General features: G+C 40.2%; 26 protein-coding genes, 1 pseudogene and 1 riboswitch. Of the genes and pseudogenes, 16 read left to right on the top strand and 11 right to left on the bottom strand.

The features are described 5' to 3' along the window. Together PN470_RS17035 and PN470_RS17040 are read right to left on the bottom strand one after the other, a co-directional pair. A partial coding sequence (locus tag PN470_RS17035) for a tetratricopeptide repeat protein (protein ID WP_334310451.1) occupies window positions 1–2023 on the bottom strand: 2023 nt, incomplete at its 3' end. Beyond that, complete coding sequence (locus PN470_RS17040; protein ID WP_272104850.1) at window positions 1992–3413, bottom strand: hypothetical protein; 1422 nt, start codon at window positions 3411–3413, stop codon at window positions 1992–1994. The genes PN470_RS17035 and PN470_RS17040, both read right to left, overlap by 32 nt. 319 nt (window positions 3414–3732) lie before the next feature. Beyond that, window positions 3733–3867: riboswitch (guanidine-I (ykkC/yxkD leader) on the top strand. 68 nt (window positions 3868–3935) lie between these two features. On the opposite strand from PN470_RS17040, the gene PN470_RS17045 reads away from it, so the two are divergent. From PN470_RS17045 to PN470_RS17090, 10 genes are all read left to right on the top strand, one after another. After that, entirely contained in the window at window positions 3936–5114 is a 1179-nt protein-coding gene (locus tag PN470_RS17045) for an agmatinase family protein (RefSeq protein WP_002732465.1), read from the top strand. A 6-nt stretch (window positions 5115–5120) separates the two neighbouring features. Beyond that, a complete protein-coding gene (gene hypA / locus PN470_RS17050; protein WP_002731704.1) occupies window positions 5121–5477 on the top strand; it encodes a hydrogenase maturation nickel metallochaperone HypA in 357 nt (118 codons plus the stop codon). A 58-nt stretch (window positions 5478–5535) separates the two neighbouring features. Continuing rightward, on the top strand, window positions 5536–6225 hold the full coding sequence (gene hypB, locus PN470_RS17055; protein WP_002734828.1) for a hydrogenase nickel incorporation protein HypB: 690 nt from the start codon (window positions 5536–5538) through the stop codon (window positions 6223–6225). Between the two features lie 198 nt (window positions 6226–6423). After that, window positions 6424–7464, top strand: coding sequence for an ABC transporter substrate-binding protein (locus PN470_RS17060; protein ID WP_271935599.1), 1041 nt, complete (start codon window positions 6424–6426; stop codon window positions 7462–7464). Between the two features lie 86 nt (window positions 7465–7550). Further along, window positions 7551–8366, top strand: coding sequence for an ABC transporter permease (locus PN470_RS17065; protein ID WP_002798309.1), 816 nt, complete (start codon window positions 7551–7553; stop codon window positions 8364–8366). A gap of 70 nt (window positions 8367–8436) precedes the next feature. Beyond that, window positions 8437–9195, top strand: a complete 759-nt coding sequence (locus PN470_RS17070; RefSeq protein ID WP_271935601.1) for an ABC transporter ATP-binding protein — start codon at window positions 8437–8439, stop codon at window positions 9193–9195. A gap of 301 nt (window positions 9196–9496) precedes the next feature. Then, complete coding sequence (locus tag PN470_RS17075) at window positions 9497–10459, top strand: orange carotenoid-binding protein (protein WP_002777584.1); 963 nt, start codon at window positions 9497–9499, stop codon at window positions 10457–10459. Between the two features lie 166 nt (window positions 10460–10625). Next, window positions 10626–11015, top strand: a complete 390-nt coding sequence (locus PN470_RS17080; RefSeq protein WP_271935604.1) for a hypothetical protein — start codon at window positions 10626–10628, stop codon at window positions 11013–11015. A 167-nt stretch (window positions 11016–11182) separates the two neighbouring features. Next, window positions 11183–11698 carry an alpha/beta hydrolase gene (locus PN470_RS17085; RefSeq protein WP_002777581.1) on the top strand — a complete coding sequence of 172 codons (516 nt, stop codon included), beginning with the start codon at window positions 11183–11185 and terminating at the stop codon, window positions 11696–11698. A 73-nt stretch (window positions 11699–11771) separates the two neighbouring features. Beyond that, window positions 11772–12686 (top strand): DNA adenine methylase, encoded by a 915-nt coding sequence (locus PN470_RS17090; RefSeq protein ID WP_130757420.1) that lies wholly within the window; start codon window positions 11772–11774, stop codon window positions 12684–12686. A gap of 100 nt (window positions 12687–12786) precedes the next feature. Here the strand turns inward: PN470_RS17090 and PN470_RS17095 are convergent, their stop codons facing one another. From PN470_RS17095 to acnB, 8 genes are all read right to left on the bottom strand, one after another. Then, window positions 12787–13683: a polyphosphate kinase 2 family protein gene (locus PN470_RS17095; RefSeq protein ID WP_004158797.1), complete on the bottom strand. Its 897-nt coding sequence runs from the start codon at window positions 13681–13683 to the stop codon at window positions 12787–12789. A 333-nt stretch (window positions 13684–14016) separates the two neighbouring features. Then, on the bottom strand, window positions 14017–14730 hold the full coding sequence (locus PN470_RS17100; RefSeq protein WP_271935607.1) for a hypothetical protein: 714 nt from the start codon (window positions 14728–14730) through the stop codon (window positions 14017–14019). Further along, entirely contained in the window at window positions 14730–15923 is a 1194-nt protein-coding gene (locus tag PN470_RS17105; protein ID WP_271947891.1) for an AAA family ATPase, read from the bottom strand. Before PN470_RS17105 ends, PN470_RS17100 begins: the two co-directional genes overlap by 1 nt. A 70-nt stretch (window positions 15924–15993) precedes the next feature. After that, window positions 15994–16137, bottom strand: a complete 144-nt coding sequence (locus PN470_RS17110) for a hypothetical protein (RefSeq protein WP_193958951.1) — start codon at window positions 16135–16137, stop codon at window positions 15994–15996. 99 nt (window positions 16138–16236) lie between these two features. Then, window positions 16237–16413 (bottom strand): hypothetical protein, encoded by a 177-nt coding sequence (locus tag PN470_RS17115; protein WP_002785471.1) that lies wholly within the window; start codon window positions 16411–16413, stop codon window positions 16237–16239. A gap of 72 nt (window positions 16414–16485) precedes the next feature. Continuing rightward, entirely contained in the window at window positions 16486–17316 is an 831-nt protein-coding gene (locus tag PN470_RS17120; protein WP_016515011.1) for a hypothetical protein, read from the bottom strand. Between the two features lie 6 nt (window positions 17317–17322). Then, on the bottom strand, window positions 17323–17643 hold the full coding sequence (locus tag PN470_RS17125) for a DUF2584 domain-containing protein (RefSeq protein WP_223210942.1): 321 nt from the start codon (window positions 17641–17643) through the stop codon (window positions 17323–17325). Between the two features lie 14 nt (window positions 17644–17657). Then, on the bottom strand, window positions 17658–20267 hold the full coding sequence (gene acnB / locus PN470_RS17130) for a bifunctional aconitate hydratase 2/2-methylisocitrate dehydratase (protein WP_016515010.1): 2610 nt from the start codon (window positions 20265–20267) through the stop codon (window positions 17658–17660). A 159-nt stretch (window positions 20268–20426) separates the two neighbouring features. On the opposite strand from acnB, the gene deoC reads away from it, so the two are divergent. The 3 genes from deoC (at window position 20427) to hisG (ending at window position 22748) form a co-directional block, all read left to right on the top strand. Continuing rightward, complete coding sequence (deoC, locus tag PN470_RS17135) at window positions 20427–21104, top strand: deoxyribose-phosphate aldolase (protein ID WP_016515009.1); 678 nt, start codon at window positions 20427–20429, stop codon at window positions 21102–21104. Window positions 21105–21248: 144 nt separating this feature from the next. After that, a complete protein-coding gene (locus PN470_RS17140) occupies window positions 21249–22040 on the top strand; it encodes an HAD family hydrolase (protein ID WP_016515008.1) in 792 nt (263 codons plus the stop codon). 60 nt (window positions 22041–22100) lie between these two features. Further along, window positions 22101–22748, top strand: a complete 648-nt coding sequence (hisG, locus tag PN470_RS17145; protein WP_002794444.1) for an ATP phosphoribosyltransferase — start codon at window positions 22101–22103, stop codon at window positions 22746–22748. Between the two features lie 119 nt (window positions 22749–22867). Here the strand turns inward: hisG and chrA are convergent, their stop codons facing one another. Continuing rightward, complete coding sequence (gene chrA / locus PN470_RS17150) at window positions 22868–24025, bottom strand: chromate efflux transporter (RefSeq protein WP_272104851.1); 1158 nt, start codon at window positions 24023–24025, stop codon at window positions 22868–22870. Between the two features lie 308 nt (window positions 24026–24333). Between chrA and PN470_RS22210 the strand changes: the two are divergent. The 3 genes and pseudogenes from PN470_RS22210 to PN470_RS17160 form a co-directional block, all read left to right on the top strand. Beyond that, window positions 24334–24447 (top strand): annotated as a pseudogene (locus PN470_RS22210) (TIGR03032 family protein); the annotation flags it as partial. A 93-nt stretch (window positions 24448–24540) separates the two neighbouring features. Further along, on the top strand, window positions 24541–24960 hold the full coding sequence (locus tag PN470_RS17155; RefSeq protein ID WP_002764234.1) for an element excision factor XisH family protein: 420 nt from the start codon (window positions 24541–24543) through the stop codon (window positions 24958–24960). After that, window positions 24945–25283, top strand: coding sequence for a XisI protein (locus PN470_RS17160; RefSeq protein WP_002732736.1), 339 nt, complete (start codon window positions 24945–24947; stop codon window positions 25281–25283). The genes PN470_RS17155 and PN470_RS17160 overlap by 16 nt, the downstream gene beginning before the upstream one ends. The last annotated feature ends 267 nt before the right edge of the window (window positions 25284–25550 follow it).

A 25550-nucleotide genomic window follows, 5' to 3' on the forward strand; every position in this document is an offset into this window, starting at 1 on the left:
CTTCTAGATAGAGAGGTTCCGCTTCTGTGTACCTGCCTTGGGATTGGTACAATAGTGCTAAATTGTTGAGGGAAGTTGCCACATGGGGATGATTGTCTCCTAAGAGTCGTTTTAACAAATCTAATGCTTCTAGATAGAGAGGTTCCGCTTCTGAGTATCTACCTTGGGAATCGTACAATGCTGCTAAATTGTTGAGGGAAGTTGCCACATCGAGATGATTTTCTCCTAAGCGGGTTCGAGTTGCGGTTAAACAATCTTGATAGTAAGGTTCAGCAATAGCATACAATCCTTGTCCTTTATAATAACGAGCTAAACCCGTATAGGACGAAACTAAATCCTCATCAGCGATATATTCCGGATATTCCCTGACAGCTTGTTCAATATGGGGAATTAAGGGAGTCAGATTTTGAATAATATCTAGAGTAGGAGTTTGGGGGACTGTTCTCGATGTATCTGTCATCACCGTACAATAACGACTTTTTGCGGTATTGGCTATCTCGGAACCTTCTAATTTTTCCCGTAGATAAAGACGGATGAGGGGATGCAGTTGATACCATTCATTGCCTAAAGATTTCAGCAAATTAAGCTTAACCAAGCTATCGGTTAACCATTTTTCTATCTCGTCTTTAGCTTCATCAGAAAATAAACTGATGATTAAGTGCTTGGGAAAAGGTGCCGAAGCAAATAAACTGAGATAAAGAGCTAATTTTTGTTCTTCTTTTTCTAACAGTTGCCAACTGAGATCGAGAATTGTTTTAATACTGCGGACTTCCTCCTTATCAGAGTTGAGACATTTTAAGCCTTTCTTCGGGAATTTTTCCTTGATATTTGCTAAAGTTTCAGTGGTTGCTTGTCTCAGAAAACTGCCTAGTAATTGTAATCCTAGAGGCAAATATCCTAAACACTGACAAAGTTGCTTGGCTGCCTCTAACTCCGCGGTTAGACGTTCTTTTCCTAAGTAGGTTTGCAGTAAATCTAAAGCTTGCGCTTCTGTGAGAACATCTAAGTTTATCGTTGATAGCGATACCCCTAAGTAACTAAAGCGAGTGGTAATTAAAACCCGAAAACGAGATTCTTTTCCTGATGGTAGATAAGATGTAATTTGGTCGTAGTCACGCACATCATCAAAAATAATTAAAGCATTTCCCTCGGTCCAATTTTGCCAACAGTAACGCACTCGTTCACTTAAGGTTCCCTGATTGGGTATGTTTAAACCCAGGTATTCTCTGGCAAAAAATAAAATAGCTAAACCGGGGTCACTGTTAAGGACATTTATCCAACAAATACCCGCAGGATAATCCCCTTTATGTTGCCAAGCATACTGTAAAGCTAATTCAGTTTTTCCCGAACCTCCCATCCCACTTAAAACAATTAGGGAAGATTGCTGAAAAGCTTGATGAATCCGGGATAATTCCTGTTCTCTACCAACAAAGTTAACTGCTGTTCCTGGTAAATTATAGGGATCATGAACGGTATTTTTATCGGTAAATAGCTGATTATAGTTGGTAGCTTGGGTTGAATTTTCTGTTAAAAATAATCGCAGGAAAAACCAAGAATTTAAATCTGGCATATACCGAATAACTTTGTTAGTAAAATTATGATTCATCCACCAAATTTGTCGGAGATTAAAGCGAGCTAAATTTTCTCGATTGAAATTAATTAATTGCAAGGCATCTACTAGGGAAACATCAGAACTAAAAGCGGTTTCAAAACCAGTAATTGATACTACTCCCGACTCCAATTCTGCCAATTGTGTTAACAAGAAGTTCAAGACAAAAGAGGGTTTTTCCCATATTGGTAAGACAATTTTATGAAAAATAATGCCTTGTTCTTGCAGTTTATTCTCTAATTCTCTAACTACTTGCTGACGGGAAAACTCATCATAAAATTCCACCCTAGCTAAACCTCTAGATGGTCTTCGTCCCCACAATAGCAAACGAGCTGCCGTATGGGAAATAGTACCCGGTTCTAACTCCGATTGATTAGTTTGATTAACTTGATGTACCACCGGGGACACCTCCATCGGGACCAGTAGGAATATGACCTTGAGCATTTAAAATATCAACCACAAGGGGATGCACCATAAAGCATCTTTCCCCGTCTCCATCTACTTCTTGAATCGCTCGATCATTTAATAAAGCGTATAATATCTCATTGGGAATTTGTGCTTCTGGATTAGCATCATAAATTCGTTTTAACAATAATACCTTATCCCCATAACTAACAGAATCGATATCATAAGGATTTTGGCCTAAACGTCTTTCATATTCTGTTCTTAAACTGCGAATTGCCCTGCTAATATGACTAGACATGATCAGATTTTGTTGATTGACAATTGCCTCATCAGAAGCTTCTCTAACTAAATAAAATAAATCTCTGATATTGCCACCAGAGGCAATAATAACCCGCTCTATTTGTCCATCTTCAAATAAATTAGATTTAACTCTTGCTTCTAAAACTTTTCTCACTGCTTCCCGTCCTTTTTGGTTAGGAGTATGATCTTTTTGGCAAAAAACTGGAGTATCGGGAATCAGGAGATTATGGTCAAAAGTGAGGTTAATCCCAGGAGATGAATTATACAATCCAATCGGAATATTAAAAATAATGTGAATGTCTAAATCTTTGAAAATGTTAGAATAGTTTAAAAATAAATCCCTGACCGCTTCTTGTGAAACACCAGCTTTATCGAAGTCTTCTCCAATAATTAGCCAGCTTTTCTGCATAGTTTCCTGTAAGTTCTGATCACACTCTTTCAGGAGTTGATTAGCAATATTAATTAAATCTCTGGAACGGGAAAGACGGTATTCAACAACTTTTTTCTCTCGCGAGGAAGCAAACCGGAATTCTCCCTTGAGAGAGGCAAAAAGTCCGAGAATTTTATTCCAGAAAGAATCTTCCTTTACTCCCGCTCCTGCTTCCGTTTTGATTTGACTTTCTCTGGTTTCCTTACGGGTAAATTCTTCAGAACTAAACCAATCCCAAAGCTTTTGTAAATTTTCATCACTGGGTTGTCGAGAAATTTTAGCGGTTTTCTCAACAATTTCCACCACCATAAAGAGAAACACATCAAGGGGACTGAAATTAATCGCATCGAGTTCACTTAAAACACTAAATCGCAGGGGTTCAAAATGCTGTTTAATCTCATGATCATTAATTAAACGAGTTAATTCTGTCGATTTGCCTACCCCCGTGTGTCCCATTAAACAGGCTTTGTAATATTGTTGCGTATCTATGACCCGTTTTAACCCTAATTTTAGACGCTGAATTTTATCTTCCCCTCTCACTTTATTCATTTCTTCTCGATAAAAAGCATCTATTTCCTTCTGAGTTAATAGGGGTTCAGGAGATATAGTTAAATGGATTTCATCAAGAGTAGTCGCAGGTTCAAAGCGAGTCAGAGAGGGGTGTTGCATAGAGACAGGAAAAATCATTCTCTGGAGATACTTTTTATTATATAAGTAGCTGGTTATAATTAAATTAAAAATGGATTTTAGGTTCGATCCCCCCTAGCCCCCCTTGATAAGGGGGGAAGCCGAAGGCGGGGGGATCCCCCTTGATAAGGAGGGTGCCGATCCCCCCTTAGTCCCCCCTTTAATCCCCCCTTAATAAGGGGGGCATCTGAAAGTTTTTAATACCCACCTAATTATTCAGCAAACCATATTTAAGCGGGAAAAAATCCCCTTTTGTGTAGTCTATGATACTGTTTTTGGGATTGAGATCGTCTAATGTCAAGAAAATTGCTTCTAGGGTTCCGATTTAAGCGTCCTTAAATGTCAGGTCCGAGAGGAGCAAGCTAGTCTTAAATGAGCGGATCAAACATTTTTTCCGTCTAAGCTGGCTACACGGCGGGATAAAAGCCCGGGAGACTTTAAGGATAACTGTTTTGAGGCAGTGTCTTTGAAGGCTCCCGGGTTATTGTATTTTGAGGTAAAATGATGTCCGAGGAATCTACTTTTCAACCCCCTCATGTAACTGAAGCTCAACAGGCCCTAGAAAAAGAACGCCATTTGCCCCTAACCGGTTGGCAACAGGAAGTTTCCCAGGGGTTAACCTACGGTTTAGAGGCGGCCGATAGTATTCGCGATCGCAGTATTCCCACCTTTTCCAGGGGTGAGTTACCCCACTATGCGGGAATTAACACCTTTATGAAGGCCCCCTATTTGGAAGATGTGCGGAATGTGGGCAATTATGACGTGGCCATCGTCGGTGTTCCCCATGATTCGGGGACAACTTACCGACCCGGAACTCGTTTTGGACCCCAGGGAATTCGGCGGATTTCGGCCCTTTATACGCCCTACAATTTTGAATTAGGGGTAGATCTGCGCGAACAAATTACGCTCTGTGATTTAGGGGATATTTTCACCATTCCTGCTAATAATGAAAAGTCCTTTGATCAAATCTCTAAAGGGGTTGCCCATGTCTTTAGTTCCGGTGCCTTGCCGATTATTTTAGGGGGTGATCATTCCATTGGTTTTCCGACAGTGCGGGGTATTTGTCGGCATTTAGGGGATAAAAAAGTCGGTATTATTCACTTTGATCGCCATGTGGATACCCAGGAAACGGATTTAGATGAACGGATGCACACTTGCCCCTGGTTTCATGCCACCAATATGAAAAATGCTCCTGCTAAAAATCTCGTCCAATTAGGGATTGGTGGTTGGCAAGTTCCCCGTCAAGGTGTTAAAGTTTGCCGCGAGCGGGCCACTAATATTTTGACCGTCACCGACATTGTAGAACGAGGCATTGATGCGGCCGCCGAATTTGCCTTAGAACGAGCTTTAGATGGTACGGATTGCGTTTGGATTAGTTTTGATATTGATTGCATTGATGCCGGTTTTGTCCCCGGTACAGGTTGGCCAGAACCGGGGGGTTTATTACCCCGTGAAGCCTTAGCTTTATTGGGTAAAATTATCCAAAAAGCTCCCATTTGTGGTATGGAAGTGGTGGAAGTTTCCCCTCCCTACGATATTAGTGATATGACCTCTTTGATGGCTACCCGTGTTATTTGTGATGCCATGGCTCATCTGGTTATTTCAGGTCAATTACCGCGTAAAGAAAAGCCCTATTATATTCATCCTGATGCCAATCTGGCCGTTGACGAACCCTGGCAGTAATTTCCTATGCACGAAACTGATATGACCAAGGCGTTAATTATGACAGTTCGAGATTGGTATGATAGCCAACCTGAAAAGCTCAAAATTGAAAAAATTCATCTCATGGTTGGTGAATTTACCTGTGTCGAACCGGTCAGTTTACAATTTGCCTTTGAAGTTCAAACTGCCAATACTTTTCTGGCTGGCGTGGAATTAGCGATTAAAAATATTCCCCTAATTGCTTATTGTCATTGCTGTCAAAAGGATTATAAACCCCAAATTGGCCAGCAATATTCCTGCCCAACTTGTCGATCGCCGATGGAGGATATTCGTTCAGGTCGAGAGTTAAAAATTGACCACATTGAATATTCTTTAGATTCTTAAACAAAGTTGGGCGATCGCTTCTACAAGTTCGATGATCAATTATTCATTCTCAACTAAAATGCACCAAACTTTTGACGCGGCCCTAGAAATTAATCTACTTCATGCCAATCAAGCAGGAGCCGATCACAACCGGGAACATTTTGACGAGTGGGGCATTACCTGTTTAAACCTGATGAGTAGTCCTGGTGCGGGTAAAACTGTATTATTGGAAAAAACCCTCGCAGCCTTAAAAGATCAATTAAAAATGGCTGTTATTGAAGGAGATATGACTACAGAACTAGATGCAGAGCGCCTGAGACAATATGGAGTTCCCGTGATTGCCATTAATACGGGTCGCTCCTGTCACTTAGATTCCAAAATGGTAGCTGGGGGAATTCATCGTTTCAAAGAAGATTATAACCCCAAAGAGTTTGATTTATTGTTGGTGGAAAATGTGGGAAATTTAGTTTGTCCCGCCGAATTTGAGGTAGGGGAACACGCTAAAGTTGCTCTATTAAGTATTACTGAAGGAGAAGATAAACCCCTCAAATATCCAATTATGTTTCAAGAAGCGGATTGTCTGATTATTACCAAATTAGATCTGGCTCCTTATTTAGAGATTGATTTACAACGTTTAGAAGCAAATGTTCGTTCTATGAATCCCGATGTAAAGATTATCGCTCTTTCTGCTCAAACAGGAGAAGGTTTAGAAGACTGGTTAAATTGGCTAAAAAGCCAAGTCAATATTCCGAGGTTTTTGAATTGTTAATCAGTAACAGTTTTTGAGATTTATTTCTGTTTTAATTAGGTAGGTGTTAAAAATTCTCAGATTCCCCCCTTATCAAGGGGGTATCCCCCCGTCTATTAGCACCCCCCTTATCAAGGGGGGATTAAGGGGGGATCAAAGGCAAAATCTATCTTCGTTACTTACTATCTGTCACCTCTAAAGGCTATTAGGCTATTACCTATGAAACGGCGCAATTTTTTCTCCTTACTTCTCGTTTTTTTTAGTAGCTTACTCCTGACCGTTAGTTGTAATCAAGCTCCTCAGCAAACCCCCAATGCAAGTAGTTCTCTGAGTAATACTGCCCCGATTGTCATCGGTTATAGTAATTGGGCCGGTTGGTGGCCATGGGCGATCGCTGAAGAAGAGGGATTATTTGCTAAAAATGGGGCTAATGTTCAAATGAAATGGTTTGATGGTTATCTTGAATCCTTGCAAGCTTTAGCTGCCGGACAATTAGATGGAAATAGCCAAACTCTCAACGATACAATCGCTTTTGCGGGAGATGCAGTGAATGGTCAAGTTGCTGTTTTAGTTAATGATAACTCGTCAGGAAATGACAAAGTTATTGTCACAGAAGAGATTAAAACTATTCAAGATTTAAAAGGCAAAAAAGTTGCAGTCGAAGAAGGCGTTGTCGGTGATTTTCTCCTCAGTTTAGCTCTAGAAAAAGAACGAATGAGCCGTAAAGATGTGCAAATTGTCCCCATGGAAACAGGGGCTGCTGCCGCCGCTTTTGCATCGGGAAAAGTAGATGCAGTTGGTGCTTTTCCACCTTTTTGGTCAACCGCCCTTAAAAGAAAAGGTTCTAAAGAATTAATTAGTTCTAAAGCTTTTCCCGGTGCTATTCCTGATTTATTAGTTGTCAGTACCAAATTAATCAAAGAAAAACCAGAACAGGTTCAGGCTCTTGTCAAAACCTGGTTTGATGTTCGAGAGTTTATGGCTAAAAATCCCCAAAAAGCCGATGAGATTATGGCCAAGCGTGCCGGCATTAGCCCAGAAGAATTGGCCTTATATAAAGAGGGAACGAAGTTTTTCACCTTAGAAGAAAACCTAGAAGCCTTTAGTCCGGGGAAAACCATGAAAAATATGCCCTTTGCCGCTCAAAAAATGGCTGATTTTATGATGGAAGTTGGCTTTATTAAAAAAGTCCCCGATCTAACAACCATTCTAGATGCCCAATTTGTCAAGGCGTTGGCAAATCAAGACAAAAAAGCCTAATTAGTCCCTTAATCATTGACTTCAAGAATTGTTTGATAACTGGGTGATATTGGCTATCAAAATTATTCTTTTCTTTGGCAAATCCCATGACCACAACACATAAAACGCTTCCTCAAAGCACTTTTTGGCGGATTACCGAGGATATTCCCGAATCCCTCAAATGGACTTTAATGGTTTCCTCTATTATTGTCCCGCTGATTTTATGGTTACTAATCTCTAGTTTTGCGGGCATTGAATCCGTATTTTTGCCTTCTCCTTTAGCCGTTATTCAGGCCTTAGGAAAATTGGCAGAACAGGGCTTTTTAATTCAAGATACTATTACCAGTTTTTTACGAGTAGTTGGAGGCTTTTTTTTAGGAGGATTGTTTGCTATTCCCCTAGGGATTTTAATGGGAACTTTTCCGAGTATTCGCAGTTTAATGGAACCGATCATTGGCGTTGTACGTTATATGCCCGCTCCTGCTTTTATTCCCCTATTGGTTATTTATTTGGGTATTGGAGAAACGTCAAAAATTATGCTGATTTTTATCGGGACAATTTTCTTTAATACCCTGATGATTATGGATGCAGTTAAGTTCATTCCCCGTGAATTGATCGAAGTAACTTATACCCTTGGAGGAACTCGAAAACAGGTTTTATTTAAAGTGATTACTCCCTATATTATTCCTAATGTTATCGATACTTTTCGTGTTAATATGGCGGCCGCCTGGAATTTGGTAGTGGTGGCGGAATTGGTGGCGGCTGATAATGGATTAGGCAAACGGATTTTATTGGCCCAGAAATTTCTGAGAACCGATGAAATTTTTGCCTGTTTGATTGTCCTGGGAATTATTGGCTTTGCCCTAGATTTAAGTTTTCGTTTGTTTTTGCAGTGGACTTGTAAATGGTCAATTACTCGTTAACTTAAAAACTCAATAACAGAGTTTATTCTGTCACCAGTAAAGTTATTTTAATGATAAGAGAAGAACCTTAATGCACTTAGAAATTACTCAACTCAATAAAATTTTCACCACTAAACGAGGTGCTGTGGTCGCTCTGAAAGATATTAATTTACACGTTGAAAGTGCTGAATTTGTCTGTGCGGTCGGGGCCTCTGGTTCGGGAAAATCAACTTTGTTGCGAATGATTGCGGGTTTAGAGCTGCCCACTTCCGGCAAAATTACCGTTGATGGTGTTGAAGTGACAGGCCCAGGAGCCGATCGCGGCATGGTTTTTCAAAATTATACACTCTATCCCTGGATGACGATCCAAAAAAATGTTGAATTTGGCTTAAAACTACAGGGATTATCGACAAAAGAATGCTGGGAAGTGGCCTGTTATTATCTGGATATTGTCGGTTTAATCCAATTCGCTAATGCTTACCCCAGAGAACTATCGGGTGGGATGAAACAACGGGTTGCGATCGCGCGTTCTCTTGCTTGTCATCCCAAAGTTTTATTAATGGACGAACCCTTTGCAGCTTTAGATGTACAAACCAAAGAAAGAATGCACGAATATTTAATTGAAATTTGGCAAAAAATCAGGTGTAGTATTTTAATGATTACCCATGATGTGGATGAAGCGGTTTTTTTAGCTCAACGTATTTATGTTTTGAGTGCGAGGCCCGGGACTATACAACGGGAATTAACAATTAATTTACCCGTAGATCGTAATTATAAAATTAAACGACAAGCTCAGTTTTATGACTATACCGATGAAATTTACGGCCTGCTACGGGGTGAGAAATCCTAGAAAAAACTAGGGATGATCAAGAGTAGTCCCGGGTTGAAAACGAGTTAGAGCAGCAAAAATCATCCTCTAGAGATACTTTTCATTATCTAGCATCGCCAAACAGCGATCGCTCGCTGCTGCCGCCAACCCTAAATAAGTGATGGAACAGTTGTTCAACCATTAAGATTTTGTGATAATCCCGGGTAAGTGTGATCTAAAGTACAGCTTTTTTTGGGAAAGTTTCTCTAGTGGTGCTGCCTTGGGGCGCAAATATGATAGAATGGTGGTAAATTGATACAAAACTTTACTTCAAGGTGAATCTATGCCGTTTACGATCGAATCAGCGCGGAGCATTTTCCCCAACACGCTATCAGCGGATGTGGTTCCTGCCACGATTGCGCGTTTCAATCAGCTGAATACCGAAGATCAACTAGCCTTGATTTGGTTTGCCTATCTAGAAATGGGCAAAACCATCACCGTTGCCGCCCCCGGCGCTGCTAGTATGGTCTTTGCCGAAAAAACCATGAATGAAATTCGGCAGATGTCACCCCTGCAACAGTCGCAGGTGATGTGCGACTTAGCCAACCATGCTGACACCCCGATTTGTCGTACCTACGGCACTTGGTCTGCTAATATCAAGCTGGGATTCTGGTATCAATTAGGACAATGGATGGAAGATGGCAGTGTTGCCCCAATTCCCAAGGGTTATGAACTATCTGCTAATGCCAGCGCCGTTTTAGACGGGATTAAAAAATTAGAGTCGGGACAACAAATCACCGTTCTGCGGAATTGTGTGGTGGATATGGGCTACGATCCCAAGAAACTGGGCGATTATAACCGTATTTCCGAACCCGTGGTTCCTCCCCAAAATATTGCCGAACGGACTAAAGTTAGCATTGAAGGCGTTACCAATGCCACCGTCCTCAACTATATGGACAACCTCAACGCTAATGACTTTGATGTATTAATTGAATTATTCACCCCTGACGGCGCTCTGCAACCACCTTTCCAACGTCCCGTCGTCGGTAAAGAGGCAGTATATCGCTTTTTCCGCGAAGAATGCCAAAATTTGAAATTAATCCCCGAACGCGGTGTGGTGGAACCCGCCGATGACGGTTTTACTCAGATTAAAGTGACGGGAAAAGTACAAACCCCCTGGTTTGGTGCGGGTGTGGGTATGAATATGGCATGGCGCTTCCTCCTAACTCCTGATAATAAAATTTTCTTCGTAGCGATCGATTTATTAGCTTCTCCGAAAGAATTATTAAACTTTGCCCGTGGCTAAATAGCTACTGAGAGAAATCATTAAAAATTCTGATGAAACTTATTAGAGTTCCTTGTCAAGTGAACTCTTTTTTTTATACAATTAAAAGGCTGACTTAAAAAAATTGGTAAATACACCGGTTTCTTCTCCGATCTAGGTAAGAATAACTAAACAATCATTCTTACAGATGTGGGCGAAAAGAGTCGAGGTAGTTCAAAAACCCAAAATTATCATCCCTAAAACTAAAATCATGCCTATGAGTGAAATAATTTGGTCAGATACCGAACAAGAAATTGCTCAAACTGCTTTCCAAAAAGCTTATCAGCGAGAAACTAGGACTTTAATAGAACATATTAAAGAACAGTCTGGTCAGATCACGGTTTTAGATGATATCTGGCAAATGCACGATTATCTAAGCGCCCGACGACATCAGATTGATGGTAAATATGAGTATCGCTATACTTCCCTAATTTTTGTCTTTGCTCAACTATTAAAGGAAGGATGGTTAAAGCTAGACGATCTCAACGGTTTGGAAAAAGATAAACTAGCAAAAATCGCTGCCCTCTCGCGAATGTAAATTAGTGATTAGCATTAAGCTATCAGCTTTCTGCTTCTAGTTGGGTGACTAGAAAATTCATCTCTAGATAACCAACACCGTCTTCAGTTTTTCCTAAGCGGCAACCAATTTCGCTAGAATGAGTCAATCATCCCGATCGCTTTTCGCTTGTTTTGTACCTTTGGTTTATGTTCAAAAATCTTTTACTTCCCCTAGGAATATCTATCTTTCTCGGTGTTTGTCAGCCTTTGTCAGCCGCCGAATCAGCTATCATCAAATACTACATCTTCCAAGGGTCCGTATCGGTATCAGAATTAAAGCAATTGAGCGAAACAGGCGAATTAGCTCCCGCTTTAGCGGCACAATTAAAGATGGCTAACCAAAAACCTGAAGAATTCCGCAAAATCCTTAATCGTCGGGTAGCGGTGGATGCCGTCTTTCTTTCCAAATTTCTTAATAGTTTTTTTGGCGAAAGTTTGCTAGATTATGCGACTGAAATTGTCCATACACCCAATCGGACTGCTAGTCGGCAAGCTTTACGCGGTGCCTTAGTCACTTCTGCCATTAATGATAATGAGATTCAAATCATCGAAGTCCTCGCTAATTATCCCACCAGCGAGGTTCATGTGGATGGCAATCGTCTGCTGGATTTAATCAACCAAATTGAGTCAGTATTGAAAAAAATGCCCCGTTTACCTTTCTGATGTCAAATCCGCCTTTCAGGTTTTCATGAATTGCGCTGTAAATTGAATAGATTAGGATAATCTAGTAATAATAATGACTACTTCTTTGTCTGAAAGGAAAACAGTTAGCGCCAAACCTTTTTTAAAGTGGGCGGGAGGCAAAACTCAACTGGTTCCCAATATTCTATCTTTGATTAATTCCCAGATTTCTCAGGATTGTCAGTTTAACTACATTGAACCTTTTGTCGGAGGTGGGGCAGTTTTATTCTCAGTCTTAAATAATTTTTCTCCTGTCCAAAAAGTTATTATTAATGACATCAATCCTGATTTAATCATGGCTTATAATGTTATTAAAAATAATCTCAAAGAATTAATAGTCAAGCTTAAAAAAATTCAGCAGGATTTTTATGAACTTAAAAATCTAGAGGAACAACAAAAGTTTTTTTTAGATAAAAGAATAGAATTTAATTCTCGCAGCTGCGATGACTGTCTAGAAAAAACAGTTTTGTTATTATTTCTTAATAGAACTTGTTTTAATGGACTTTATAGAGTCAATAGCAAAGGACTTTTTAATGTCCCCTTTGGAAAATATGTCAAACCGTTGATCTGCAATGAAGAAAACTTATTAGCTGTCAATCATCATTTACAGAAAGTGACGATCCTACAAGGAGATTTTGTCCAAACCCTAAATTATGCCAATAACAAGACTTTATTTTATTTTGATCCTCCCTATAAACCGATTAAAAAAACATCAGCTTTTACCTCTTATACCAAAGAAGATTTTAACGATGAGGAGCAAATGCGATTAAAACAATTTATCGATCAAGTCGATCGAGCGGGTTATAAATTTATTTTAAGCAATTCCGACCTTAAAAACTTTGACTCTGACAATAATTTTTTTGATGACTTATATAAAAATTATAATATTCAAAGGGTAAAAGCCCGAAGAAATATTAATTCCCAGGGCAATAATAGGGGAGAAATCTGGGAATTACTGATCAATAACTGACAAAAATTCAGCCTAACAGAAAAGACGACATGAATAAAAATATTTCTTCAAGAGATCGATTTTCTGGCAATTATCGCTTTTTGGGGATTTTCTTCTATTTTTAATCCTGCTCATTTTCCAGGATTTCTTTGGCTTTCAGTAAAGCTTGGCGATGTTCTTCCGTGACGGTGGGATATCGTAAACCGAGGGATTCCAGGGTGTGATAAATAACCGCCCCCACAGCTAAACGGGTAAACCATTTGCGATCAGCCGGGATAATATACCAAGGGGCCCATTCGGTACTGGTATGATTGAATACCTCCTCGTAGGCTTTCATGTAATCACCCCAAAAAGCTCTTTCTTTGACATCATTTTCGGAAAACTTCCAGTTTTTTTCGGGGCGATCAATTCTTTCTAAAAATCGTTTTTTCTGTTCTCCTTTAGAAACATTGAGAAAGAATTTTAGGACAATAACCCCATTGTTGACCAGATATTTTTCAAAATTATTAATCTCCTCAAAACGTCGCTGCCAAACTTTCTTAGTTCTGTCTTCCGGGGGGAGTTTTTGCCGTTCCAATAAATCTTGATGGACGCGCACGACTAATAATTCTTCGTAGTAGGAACGATTAAAAATGCCGATACGACCCCGCTCCGGTAAAGCTTTATAATATCGCCAGAGATAATCGTGATCTAGTTCTTCAGCCGAGGGAACTTTAAAGCTAAATACCTGACAGCCTTGGGGATTTAAACCCGACATAACGTGTCTAATCGTACCATCTTTACCCGCCGCATCCATGGCTTGCAGATTAATTAACAGAGCATAGGTATCCTGAGCATAGAGTTTATCTTGAAACTCGGCCATTTTTTCGATCCCCTGTTGCAGCAGCAGTGTGGCATCTTCTTTGGTAATGTAGTCTGGCTTAAACCCAGGATCGTAGTCTTTGTGCAGAGAAATTTCTTTACCCGGTGGCACGATTAAGGATTGTAAAAATGCTTGGCGATCAATTTTGCTGACCATGCTCTTCTCCTTGATTGTTTTGACCCCTAAAATTACATTGTAGCACTTTTGCTCGGAAAATATCTAACCCTTGAACCAGCAAGCCAGGGATGAACTGGCAAAAGTATATTTAAATAGCTGTCAGTCCCTAAGCAAAATTAATTACACATCTAAGCTGTCAACCGTCTATCAGTTATCAGTTATCAGTTATCGGTAGGAAAATAGAATATTAAGTGAGCAGTATTACAGCAGTTATCTTAATGGTGAGGTGCGAAGTTTTCGTTTTGGGGAGTAGGTGGTCGATGTCAAAGTAGGTTACACTTTATCTTGATGAGAAACGCTGTAGATGTATTTTTACTGTAAAAAAAGGTTAATTGCATCAATAAGCTGCTTGAGTTGTTTAATCTTTTCAACTAGATGCAAATATATAAACTCATAATTTAGGAGACTAGCTATTTCTTCCACAGTCGTTTCGCTTTTATCATAGCTTCGTTGTATTAATTGATAAATACTGTCCAGCACTTGACTAGGATGTGGTATTTGTTCTACATCTAGGGCATTTAGATCGAAACCTAAATTGTCTAGAATAAACTTAGATGTTAAACAACTATCTATTTTAGTCAGAAAACTGTATTCACCTAAAAACCAAGCTTCGATTTCCATAATCACTAAAATCATCGAAATGGGAATTCCCTTGTTCTGAAGTAAAGGTTTTAAAAATCCTTTAATGCCATTTTCTACCTTAGTTCTATTTTCTAGAGTTTCGGGATATAAATCTCGTAAACCTAAAATTTTTTCATAACCATTATTAGTTAAACTATCATGTTGTTTTTTTATATCGGAAAGTACATGAAAATCACATCCGCAATCGTACAAAAGAATAAAGAAAGGAGCAACTTCGATAGAATTTAATTTTAGCGGTTCAATTTTGCGATTAGCTTTATCCCCGCGCACTTGATAAACTTCCACAGAAACTTTTTTGTATCCTGCAATTTCTTGAAGTAACCTGGTTATCAATATTCTTTCGGTCTGTCCTTCCACAAAAATCGCTAGTTTTTTCTTTAACATCAATCTATCACTTCCTCTGAATTAGGTTCCTGCAAGTAAAATTCACTAGCAAAAAAATCAAAGTTATTCAGTCCAATATGTTTAAACTGTTCAAATTGTTCGGGAGAATTAGAGTAATTATGTAATTTAGCGACTCCCGGTTGTCGTTCGATAACAGACCAATATTCAAGAGGAACACCGTTCATGATATTCTCATCATTAGTGGTCATGATAAGTTGCACTAAGCCTGTTTTCGCCTTCTCAATTAAAAGTTTAATTATAGCTGAAGATCGTTGAAAATCCAAACCCTCCCCGATATCATCAATAATAATACAACTAGGCTGATCTGACAAAATAGCGTAATTAATCTGAATAAATAATGATAAAGCTCTGAACATTCCTTGAGATATTTCCGATTGTTCCGTGACAGACTTTAACCCATCTTCTTGCACATACAAAAACTTTGGTAAATTGTCTGAATCCTCGTCTGAATTTTCAAGAGGCGAAATATTAGACTTGAAAAAACTCGGTACTTTAGTTTCTATCTTTGTAATTTGATAACCGATTCTATTCATATCGTCAATAATTCTTTGAGTGAATTCACTATGTTCTCGTTTTCCCAGCACAAATATTTCAACAACATAATCAGAATCTTTAGTATCTGTTTTAGCTTTTAATAATTCTGTTGTTGGCGGCAATTTAGCTAGGGTATATTTTCCCAGTTGTGTTCCAAATTCATAGAATCTTAGAGAGCTAGACCATTTATAAATATCTTCCAAGAAAGGGTGTTGGATAGTATCTCGACGCTTAACTACTGCTAATTCTGTTTTAGGTGTTTGAAAGCGCATATACTGATTAAGTTCTTGGGCAAAAATTCTACCTTCTGCCGACTCATTTCTTTCTAAAAGTTGCTTGCTACCAATAATTAGCTTTTCTTGGAGAACTTCTCCATTTTCTGATTCTAGAAAATATTCTGTTTTACAATTTGTGGTGCAATCAAAAAATAAATGCCATGTATCCTTTCTAAAAGATGGATCAAATTTTTCACTTCCAGATAATAGTTCTGATAGCTTATATATACTTTTGACAATTCTTGATTTTCCACTGGCATTTTTACCAACGATTAAATTAATATTGCCTAACTGACATCCATCAATTCGCCATTCACTAGGTTCCCCTCGATTAGAAATATATTCAAATTGGTCTAATTTCATGATTTTAATCTCCTTGATCGCAAAAATCGTCAATAAGGTGAGCTTTTCATAGCTCACCCTAAACTTCATACTAACTCAAAACACCAGAAGGAATCCCTAAGATATCCTCAATTTTAGGTAAATCTTCTAGGGGAATTACCCGGCCTTCATACTCAAAACCAGCGATTTCAATTAAGATTGAGAATACTAATACTAGACAGGATAAGAGCTTCATGTATCTAGAATGTATCAAACTAATCGGTCATGACTATAAAAACAAATCCGGGGGTAGATAACCCCCTTGTGTACAAATGATCTGGCAAATACATAAGAACTAATTAGCTGATGGTCTGAGTTTTTGTTGTATTTTAGCCTTTATTCGAGCAATAAAGCTGGATTTGTTCTTTTTTTCGGGATCTTCGTAGATAAAAGTTTTGGCACTACCATCTTCTAATATTTCAATTAACTTTAAACTAGGTGCTTGTCTCTGTTGTTTTAGTGACTCAGACATAATAGTTTCCTCTGTGGTTTAGGTCTTACCCCTACTGTTATCATGAGTCAATTGCTTAACCTAGTCAATACCCTAGACATTATTCTTCATTCTCCAGAGTAATTTAACAACGTTATTGTATTGTGTCATCCAGTCTAAAATACTACTATGTAGATTTCTATCATTCATTGAGCTTAAATCCGCACTATCATCGGTATCAACAGCTAATAGTCCCAGAATAGAACTTTTTTGCAGTGCAGCTACAGCTAACACAATTTTTATATGAGGATTAATTAATAGTTCATTGTCTCTTTGGAGAGGGACATAAGAAGACGGTAATTGCTGGGAATTAGAAATATCAACAAACTCCAAAGCATACTTTCTTATAGTCTTCAGGTATGTGTAACCAATTACCCCTTCATCTAATTCAAAAAGTGCCTCTAGTTCCCTATCAGATACATTGCTAGTTTTACATACCATTTGGAGATTCCAAGTAAATAACTTTTGTCTCACTGGTATCCACAAGGATACTCTGATATTGCCCTGTAGATTAAATTTTTGTTTTATATCAACAGATAATTCTTCTAAAGAACTACTGATTGCTGGCACAATGTTTAAGCGAATTGTTTCTAAAAGTTCAACAGTATCTTGTCCAGTCTGTGTTTGAGAGAGTAAAACAGGAATTCCTAAGATAATAATAGATATAATCGTAACTATTTGAGGGCTTTTTAACAATTTCCATTCCCTAGGTATAGGACTATTCTCTCCTGTAAAAAATGAACTTGCATCCCCTAAACCTGTCACAATCGCTACTATTAAGTATAACAAAAATATAAATTTTTCCCAAGGCTTGAATTTTCTGAGAAAATAATCAAATTCATACTTAATAATTCTTGCAATAATTATTCGTTGTTGATCCTTCATCTAATTTCAAGTTTCTTTGACAATAAAAGGGACTGGATAAATCCTATCAATTCTAAATAAAACTGTTGTTTGACGATTTTCCCAAACTAATTTTTCAATGATAACATCTGCGTAGGCGACCCAATGTTCATTTACCAAAGGAATTGGAACATCAACAGGAATAATTCTATAATCTTCTTTGCTCCCTTGATACTGTTTAGATAATTCCAAACTTTCTGGATAACCTTGAGATGGTTTTAACTTTAAAATACTATTCACTTCACAGGGCATTCCCATAAATTTTACCTCTTTATTTTCTGAGCAGAAGGTGAGCTTTTCATAGCTCACCCTAAACCTTCATACTAACTCAAAACACCGGAAGGAATCCCTAATATATCCTCAATCTTAGGTAAATCTTCTAGGGGAATTACCCGGCCTTCATCCTCAAAACCAGCGATTTCATTAAAGTTCAAATAGCGGTATAAATCGCTGGCAAAAGGATTAATTTTCTCGGTGACAATTGCCAGGTATTCCTCAAGGGTGGGAATGCGTCCCAGCAGCGCACAAACCGCCGCTAATTCGGCGGAACCGAGATAGACTCGCGCATCTTTTCCCATGCGATTATTGAAGTTACGAGTCGAGGTAGAAAATACCGTCGCTCTGTCTTCAACCCGCGCTTGATTACCCATACAAAGGGAACATCCAGGCATCTCAGTACGGGCCCCAGAAGCGGCAAAAATGCCGTACATTCCCTCATCGCGCAATTGTTTTTCATCCATGCGGGTGGGGGGACAAATCCACAGTTTAGCCTTAGCAACTCCCGCTCCTTCTAATATCTTAGCGGCGGCGCGATAATGACCGATATTAGTCATACAAGAACCGATGAACACCTCATCGATTTTATCCCCGGCGCATTCCGACATTAACTTGATATTATCGGGGTCATTGGGTGCGGCAACAATGGGTTCTTTAATCTCGTTTAAGTTGACGGTGATAATATCCGCATATTCGGCATCCTTATCCGCCTCCATCAGGACAGGATTAGCTAACCATTGTTCCATTTTTGCTACCCGACGTAGGATAGTTTTGGCATCACTATAACCCCGGGCCGCCATATTTTTTAACAGGGCCACATTAGAGCGTAAATATTCCGCCACTGTCTCGGTACTTAACTTAATCGTACAACCGGCACAGGAACGTTCCGCCGTGGCATCGGTTAACTCAAAAGCCTGCTCTAATTTCAAATCCGGCAGCCCTTCCATCTCCATAATACGACCGTTAAAAACATTTTTTTTGTTCTGTTTTTCCACGGTTAATTTGCCTTCTTGCATGGCAACGTAGGGAATAGCATTAACAATATCGCGCAGAGTTACACCGGGTTGTAATTCCCCCGTAAAACGCACTAAAACCGATTCCGGCATATCCAAAGGCATTACTCCCAAAGCGGCCGCAAATGCCACTAAACCCGACCCCGCAGGAAAGGAAATTCCCAGGGGAAAACGAGTATGAGAATCGCCTCCAGTCCCCACCGTATCCGGCAATAACATCCGATTTAACCAGGAATGAATAATGCCATCTCCCGGACGTAAAGCCACCCCACCCCGGGTAGAGAAAAAGTCCGGTAATTGGTGATGAGTTTGAATATCAACCGGTTTCGGATAGGCTGCCGTGTGACAGAAACTCTGCATGACTAAATCGGCGCTAAAACCTAAACAGGCTAACTCTTTTAACTCGTCTCTGGTCATCGGGCCGGTGGTATCCTGAGACCCTACCGTAGTCATAATCGGGTCACAGGAAGTACCCGGCCGCACCCCGGGTAAACCGCAAGCTTTGCCGACCATTTTTTGCGCTAGGGTGTAACCTTTACCCGTGTCACTAGGCATAGTGGGACGGGTAAATAGGGTACTAGCCTCAAGTCCCAAGGCGTGACGGGTTTTATCGGTGAGACTGCGACCGATTAATAGGGGAATACGACCGCCGGCCCGCACTTCATCCAGAATTGTCTCAGGTTTGAGGCTAAAAGTGCTAATAGTTGCGCCCGCTTCGTTGGTGATTTTGCCTTCGTAGGGATAGATTTTAATCACATCCCCCGTGTTCATTTGGCTAACATCGCATTCAAGCGGTAAAGCGCCGGAATCTTCAGCAGTATTAAAGAAGATAGGGGCGATTTTACTGCCTAAAATATAGCCACCAGCACGTTTATTAGGTACAAAGGGAATATCATCGCCGATATGCCAGAGAACCGAGTTAATTGCCGATTTTCGGCTGGAACCAGTCCCAACCACATCCCCCACATAGGCGACCGGATGACCTAATTTTTTCAATTCGGCAATGGTTTCTAAAGACCCCGGTTGACGGGTTTCTAACATTACCAAGGCATGAAGGGGAATATCGGGCCGGGTGGTGGCATGGGGGGCAGGAGATAGGTCATCTGTATTGGTTTCTCCGGCTACTTTGAAGACGGTGACGGTAATTTCTTTAGCAAGTTTCGGTTTAGCGATAAACCAAGCACCATTGGCCCAAGCATCGATGACCTGTTTAGCATAGGGATTGGTGTCGGATAATTCCAAAACCTCGTTAAATGCGTCGAATACCAGCAGGGTTTTACTTAAAGCGCTGGCAGCAGCGGCGGCGATATTAATATCTCTGGATTTCAGTATTTCAATCAGAGAATGAACGTTATAACCGCCGACCATGGTTCCCAGTAAGCTAACCGCACCCTGGGGGGAGATAACGTTAGATTTTATTTCACCTTTGGCAATTCCTGTTAAAAATCCCGCTTTAACGTAGGCCGCTTCGTCAACTCCGGGGGGAACACGGTCACGCAGCAGGGTCAGCAATTCTCCCTTGAGTTCTTCGGACGGATTTTTGAGTATTTCGCATAATTCCGCCGTTTGTTGAGCGTTGAGGGGAAGGGGAGGGATACCTAATTTCGCTCGGTCGGCAACGTGCTGATGATACGCTTCTAACATAGGTCTATTGTCTCCTAGTCTTCACTTGTGACGGTTTCTTCCTAGGTTACTGGATTTTTGCTAGTCTCGGAATTTCTAGGTTAGCGAGACATGACTTTGCTGTGTGACTTCCATAAAATGAGAAAATAGCGATCGATTGACTATATTGAGGCGTAGATAATGGCTATCACCGATTCTGATCTAGATTTAGCACAATATATCGACCATTCTCTCCTCATCCCCACCGCCACCAGGGAACAATTAGAGGCTTACTGTCAACAGGCTGATCAATATCATTTTCCCACCGTCTGCGTTTATCCCGCTGCCGTTAAGCAAGCGGTGCAGTTACTCCACGGCAAAAAAACTTTAGTTTCTACCGTGATTGGTTTTCCCGCAGGGGCCACTACCTCCGCAGTTAAACGTTATGAGGCTTTAGAAGCCGTAGATAATGGTGCTAAGGAGTTAGAGGTGGTTATTAATCTCGGTTGGCTAAAAGATGGGAAATCCGAGGAATTATTCCAAGAAATTGCTAGTATTTGTCAGGAAACTGGCCAGACAGTGAAAGCGATTCTGGAAACCTCGCAACTAACGGACACCGAGAAACGTTTAGCGGCAGAAATTTGCATGGATGCAGGAGTGAGTTATCTAAAAACCAGTACCGGCTGGTTTGGAGGAGCAACGGTTAGCGATGTGAAGTTTCTCAAGGAAATTAGCAAAGGCCGGGTAGGAATTAAAGCATCCGGCGGAATTCGCACCCTTGAACAAGCGCTCGCTCTTATCCAGGCCGGGGCCACTCGTCTGGGAACTTCCCGCGGTGTCGATTTAGTCCGTCAGCAAAAAGCTGCCTTTGAGGGATAATACTAAATCCTGTTTAAAAGGTATAGGAAAGTGGGGTGTAGGGTAGTGGGGTAGTGGGGTAGTGGGGTAGTGGGGGGATGGGGAGAATAAATAGAAATAATCTCCTGTCTCCTGAATCCTGTCTCCTTAATCCTGAAAGCTAAAATGATGACTGACAATATAGATAAAAATAAGGAGGTTTATTTGCCGATAATTCGCTGTGGTAATCGAGAATTTAGAGATATTCAAGGGATTGTTTTTGATAAGGACGGTACGCTAGAGGATTCGCGAGCTTTCTGGTACGATCGAGCTATAGCCCGGATACAAGCCATTGAATCGCAAATCCCTGGTTTAGAGTCTTTATTAACCAAAACTTTCGGTATTGGGGCAAATAGTCTCAATCCTGCTGGTTTAATGGCAGTGGGCAGCCGCAGAGATAATCATATCGTCGCTGCCGGTTGTATTGCTTCCACCGGCCGGGACTGGTTAACGGCTATGGCGATCGCAAAAGCGGCCTTTCAAGCGGCCGATGAAAAGGTTCCCCCCCGCTTAAATCCCCTCTATCCCCACTGTTTAGAAGTAATTCGTTATCTGCACGCGGCCAGTTTACAATTGGCGATTCTTTCCTCCGATACCACAGCACGAGTTGAGCAATTTGTCAAGGAAAATCACCTATTAAATTATATTAAAATTGTTCGGGGCTGCGATCGAGGTTTAAGTAAACCCGATCCCCTATTATTGCAAGAAACCTGTCAAGCTTTGGGGACAGCAGTGGACAAAACCCTGATGGTAGGGGACACTAGGGCCGATTGGGAAATGGCTAAACAGGCAAAATCAGCAGCTGCGATCGCAATTAGTTGGCAACCGGAAAACCATCAAGATTTACAATTAGCTGATGTGGTCATTAGAGAACTTACTGCCATCTCGGTTATCAGAGGCGAATTTTCAGTTCACTGATTACTGATTACTGTTTACTGTTCACTGAAAAACCCCACACCCCAATTCATAATTCCCTCTATGCTAACAATTGCCTTACCGAAGGGTGCTTTACTAAACGAAAGTATCCAAATATTTCAAAAGATTGGCTTAGATTTTAGTGCCTTTCTTGACTCAAAAAATCGCCAATTACAGATTACCGACCCCACTAACCAAGCGAAAGCGTTATTAGTCAGAGCCACAGATGTACCAGTTTATGTAGAATACGGTCAGGCACAATTAGGCATCGCCGGTTATGATATTTTATTGGAAAAATCTCCCGATGTGGCTAATTTAATTGACCTAAAATTTGGTTATTGTCGGATGTCGGTAGCTGTCCCTGCTGATAGTCCCTATCAAAGTCCCTTAGATATTCCCCATCACGGTAAAGTTGCCTCAAAATTTGTCAATTGTGCTAAGGATTATTTTCGTCGTTTAGATATTCCCGTCGAGATTATACCTCTCTATGGTTCCGTAGAATTAGGCCCGATTACGGGGATGTCAGAAGCGATAGTTGACCTAGTTTCTACCGGTCGAACTTTACGCGAAAATGGTTTAGTAGAAATTGCCGAATTATTTGCTAGTAGCGCTCGATTAATCGCCCATCCTCTAAGCTATAGACTAAATCGCGATCAGATCTACAACTGGGTAGAAAAGCTCAGTTTAACCAATCAGCGCCCCCCTTATTAAGGGGGGATTAAGGGGGGATCAGCACCCCCCTTATTAAGCGGGTATCAAGGGGGAATTAAGGGGGGATAAAAGGCAAAATCTATCTTAATATTCAATTAGAACCATTGACTTATTTCCCCCTAACCTAATTGTTTTAAGAGCAAACCAATAAGCGCGCCAGCAAGAATTAACCAAGTAGAATTAACCTGAAAACGTAGTAAAAGAATAGCGGAGATAAGAGATAGAATGATAGCCAATAAATTAAAAGGTAAATTCCCGTAGGGTTGTAACCAAGTAGCTAGAGCTAAATTAAAAATTACCGCTGCCATTAAAGCCACAGCACTAGCATTAATTGCATCTAAAAAAGCCCCTGCCCAAGCCGATTCTCTCAGTTTAGGAATAAGAGGATTAAGTAATAAAACAAAGATAAAAGAAGGAAAGAAAATCGCTAGAGTTGCCACAATTGCCCCCGATACTCCTAATATTTGATAACCGATAAAAGTGGCTGTAGATAACACCGGACCAGGGGTAAATTGGCCGATAGCAATAGCATCTAATAATTGTTGTCGGGTTAACCATCCTCTCCCCTGCACTAAATCCGCTTCTAAAAAGGCAACTAACACATAACCACTACCAAATAAAACACTACCCACCTTGAGAAAAAATAGCCCTAATCCTGTTAATGTCGGTGGGATATTGCTAGGAGCAGCAACCGCCGTTGCACCGCCTATTCCTGCCACAATCAGGGGGAAAGTAGCGAATTTTTTTAGGATAAACATCCCGATAATTCCCCCTAACAGTAAAGCGATAATTTCATTTAAACCTAAGATTAATAATCCGATAACTCCCAATCCGATGAAGAGTAATTGACGGGTTTTCAGTGCCTTTTTGCCTAGGCGCCAGAGTGCCTGAAAAATCACCGCAATTACTACCGGTTTAATCCCCGCAAAAATCGGAGCCACATCCGGTAAAGTCCCGTAGGTAGTATAGATCCAAGCTAGAAAACCCGTAATTAACACCGCAGGAGTAATAAAACAAACCCCCGTGATTATTAAACCCGCTAAACCACCAAAAATATAACCGATATGAATAGCCATTTCCGTGGAATTAGGACCAGGAATCAGATTAGTTGCCCCCACCAAATCGAGAAATCGCTCCTTAGTCATCCAACCGCGACGCTTAACCACTTCTTCCTCCATTAAAGCGATATGGGCAGCCGGACCACCAAAACCGATAATGCCGATTTTGAGAAATAAAAGGGCAAGTTGCGAGAGATTGGGAGGCGATGAAGTCAGCATTTTCTGATTACCAATAGTTTTTCTAGAATCAAGTTTATATCCAAAAGAATAAGCTTAAGTTAAATTCTTGGCTAGATTTCGTCAATTCCAAAATTCCATAATTGCAAAAGTGTTTTACACAAACTCAATTATAAATATTTAATGCTCCCGTTCAAGTAAATTTGATACAAAAAAAGTTAAGAAAACTTTATAAATAATATTGATTAATTTGTCTATAATAGAACCCATTAATGCCAACTGAAACCATAATAAACCATAGACAATAATCAATTATCACAATCGATTCTAATCCATGCAAAAAAAACTCTATGGACAGCTTGCCGCCTAACACTAACCAGTTTTCAGATACCCAAGAGCCAGCAGCGAGTCCATCTCAGCGCCAAGCAGTGCCGGTCAATTATCCCGAACTGCTACCGGAATTGCTGTAGGCACTCGTCTTTTGATTTTTACAAGAGGTCTTGAGAACAGAAAAATTTGCTATACTGCTGATTAGAGTATTTATCCTCTGAATTTTTGTGTCTGCAAGAGATATTTACCACGACACTGTAAAACTTGCTTTAGAGAAGGACGGGTGGGCAATCACTCACGATCCTTTTCCACTTCAAATTGGCAAGAAGCGTTTATCCGCTGATTTGGGAGCAGAACGCTTAATCAGTGCGGAGAAAGAATTGCGGAAAATTGTCGTTGAAGTGAAAAGCTTTGTAGGACAGTCTGACGTAAAGGATTTACAGCAAGCTTTGGGGCAGTACGTCTTGTATCGTCAAATCCTTAACGAGATGAAAGTTGAGCGAGTTCTTTATCTGGCCATATCTCAGCCAACTTTTAACAGTGTTTTTAGTATAGAATTAGGGCAGGTATTGCTAAAGAATCAGATTGTGAAATTAATTGTCTTTGATGATGAAAGTGAGGTAATCGTGCAATGGATACCCGATTAAAATATCAAGGTATTATTAAGACTGTTCTCCAGAATCATGCTAACTATCGTGCTACTTTACCTGATGGCTACACTTCTCAGGTTATATTTGATGATGAACGAGGACATTATCTAGTTTTAGATTTCGGTTGGAGTGGCAATAAGTATCTCCATGCAACACCAATTCACCTTAGCTTGGTTGTCGATAAAGTCTGGATTCAATGTGATGAAACGGAGGAAGGTATAGCTACTGATTTGATGGAGGCAGGTATTCCCAAAGAAGATATAGTCCTGGGTTTTCGTTATCCTAAAATACGCAAATATACGGGATTTGCTGTGGCTTAGTGACCAGAAATGTTGAATCTGTGTATAAAACTTTATACACAAGCTTAAATTGCAAAAGTGTTTTATACAAACTCAATCATAAGTATTTAATACTACCGTTCAGGTAAATTTGATACAAAAAAAGTTAAGAAAACTTTATAAATAATATTGATTAATTTGTCTATAATGAACCCCATTAATGCCAACTGAAACCCATCACCACCCCCCTTATTAAGGGGGGCAAGGGGGGATCAAACCTTATTAAGGGGGGCAAGGGGGGATCAAACC

The organism is Microcystis sp. CS-574 (assembly GCF_028329095.1).
Classification (GTDB): domain Bacteria; phylum Cyanobacteriota; class Cyanobacteriia; order Cyanobacteriales; family Microcystaceae; genus Microcystis; species Microcystis ichthyoblabe_A.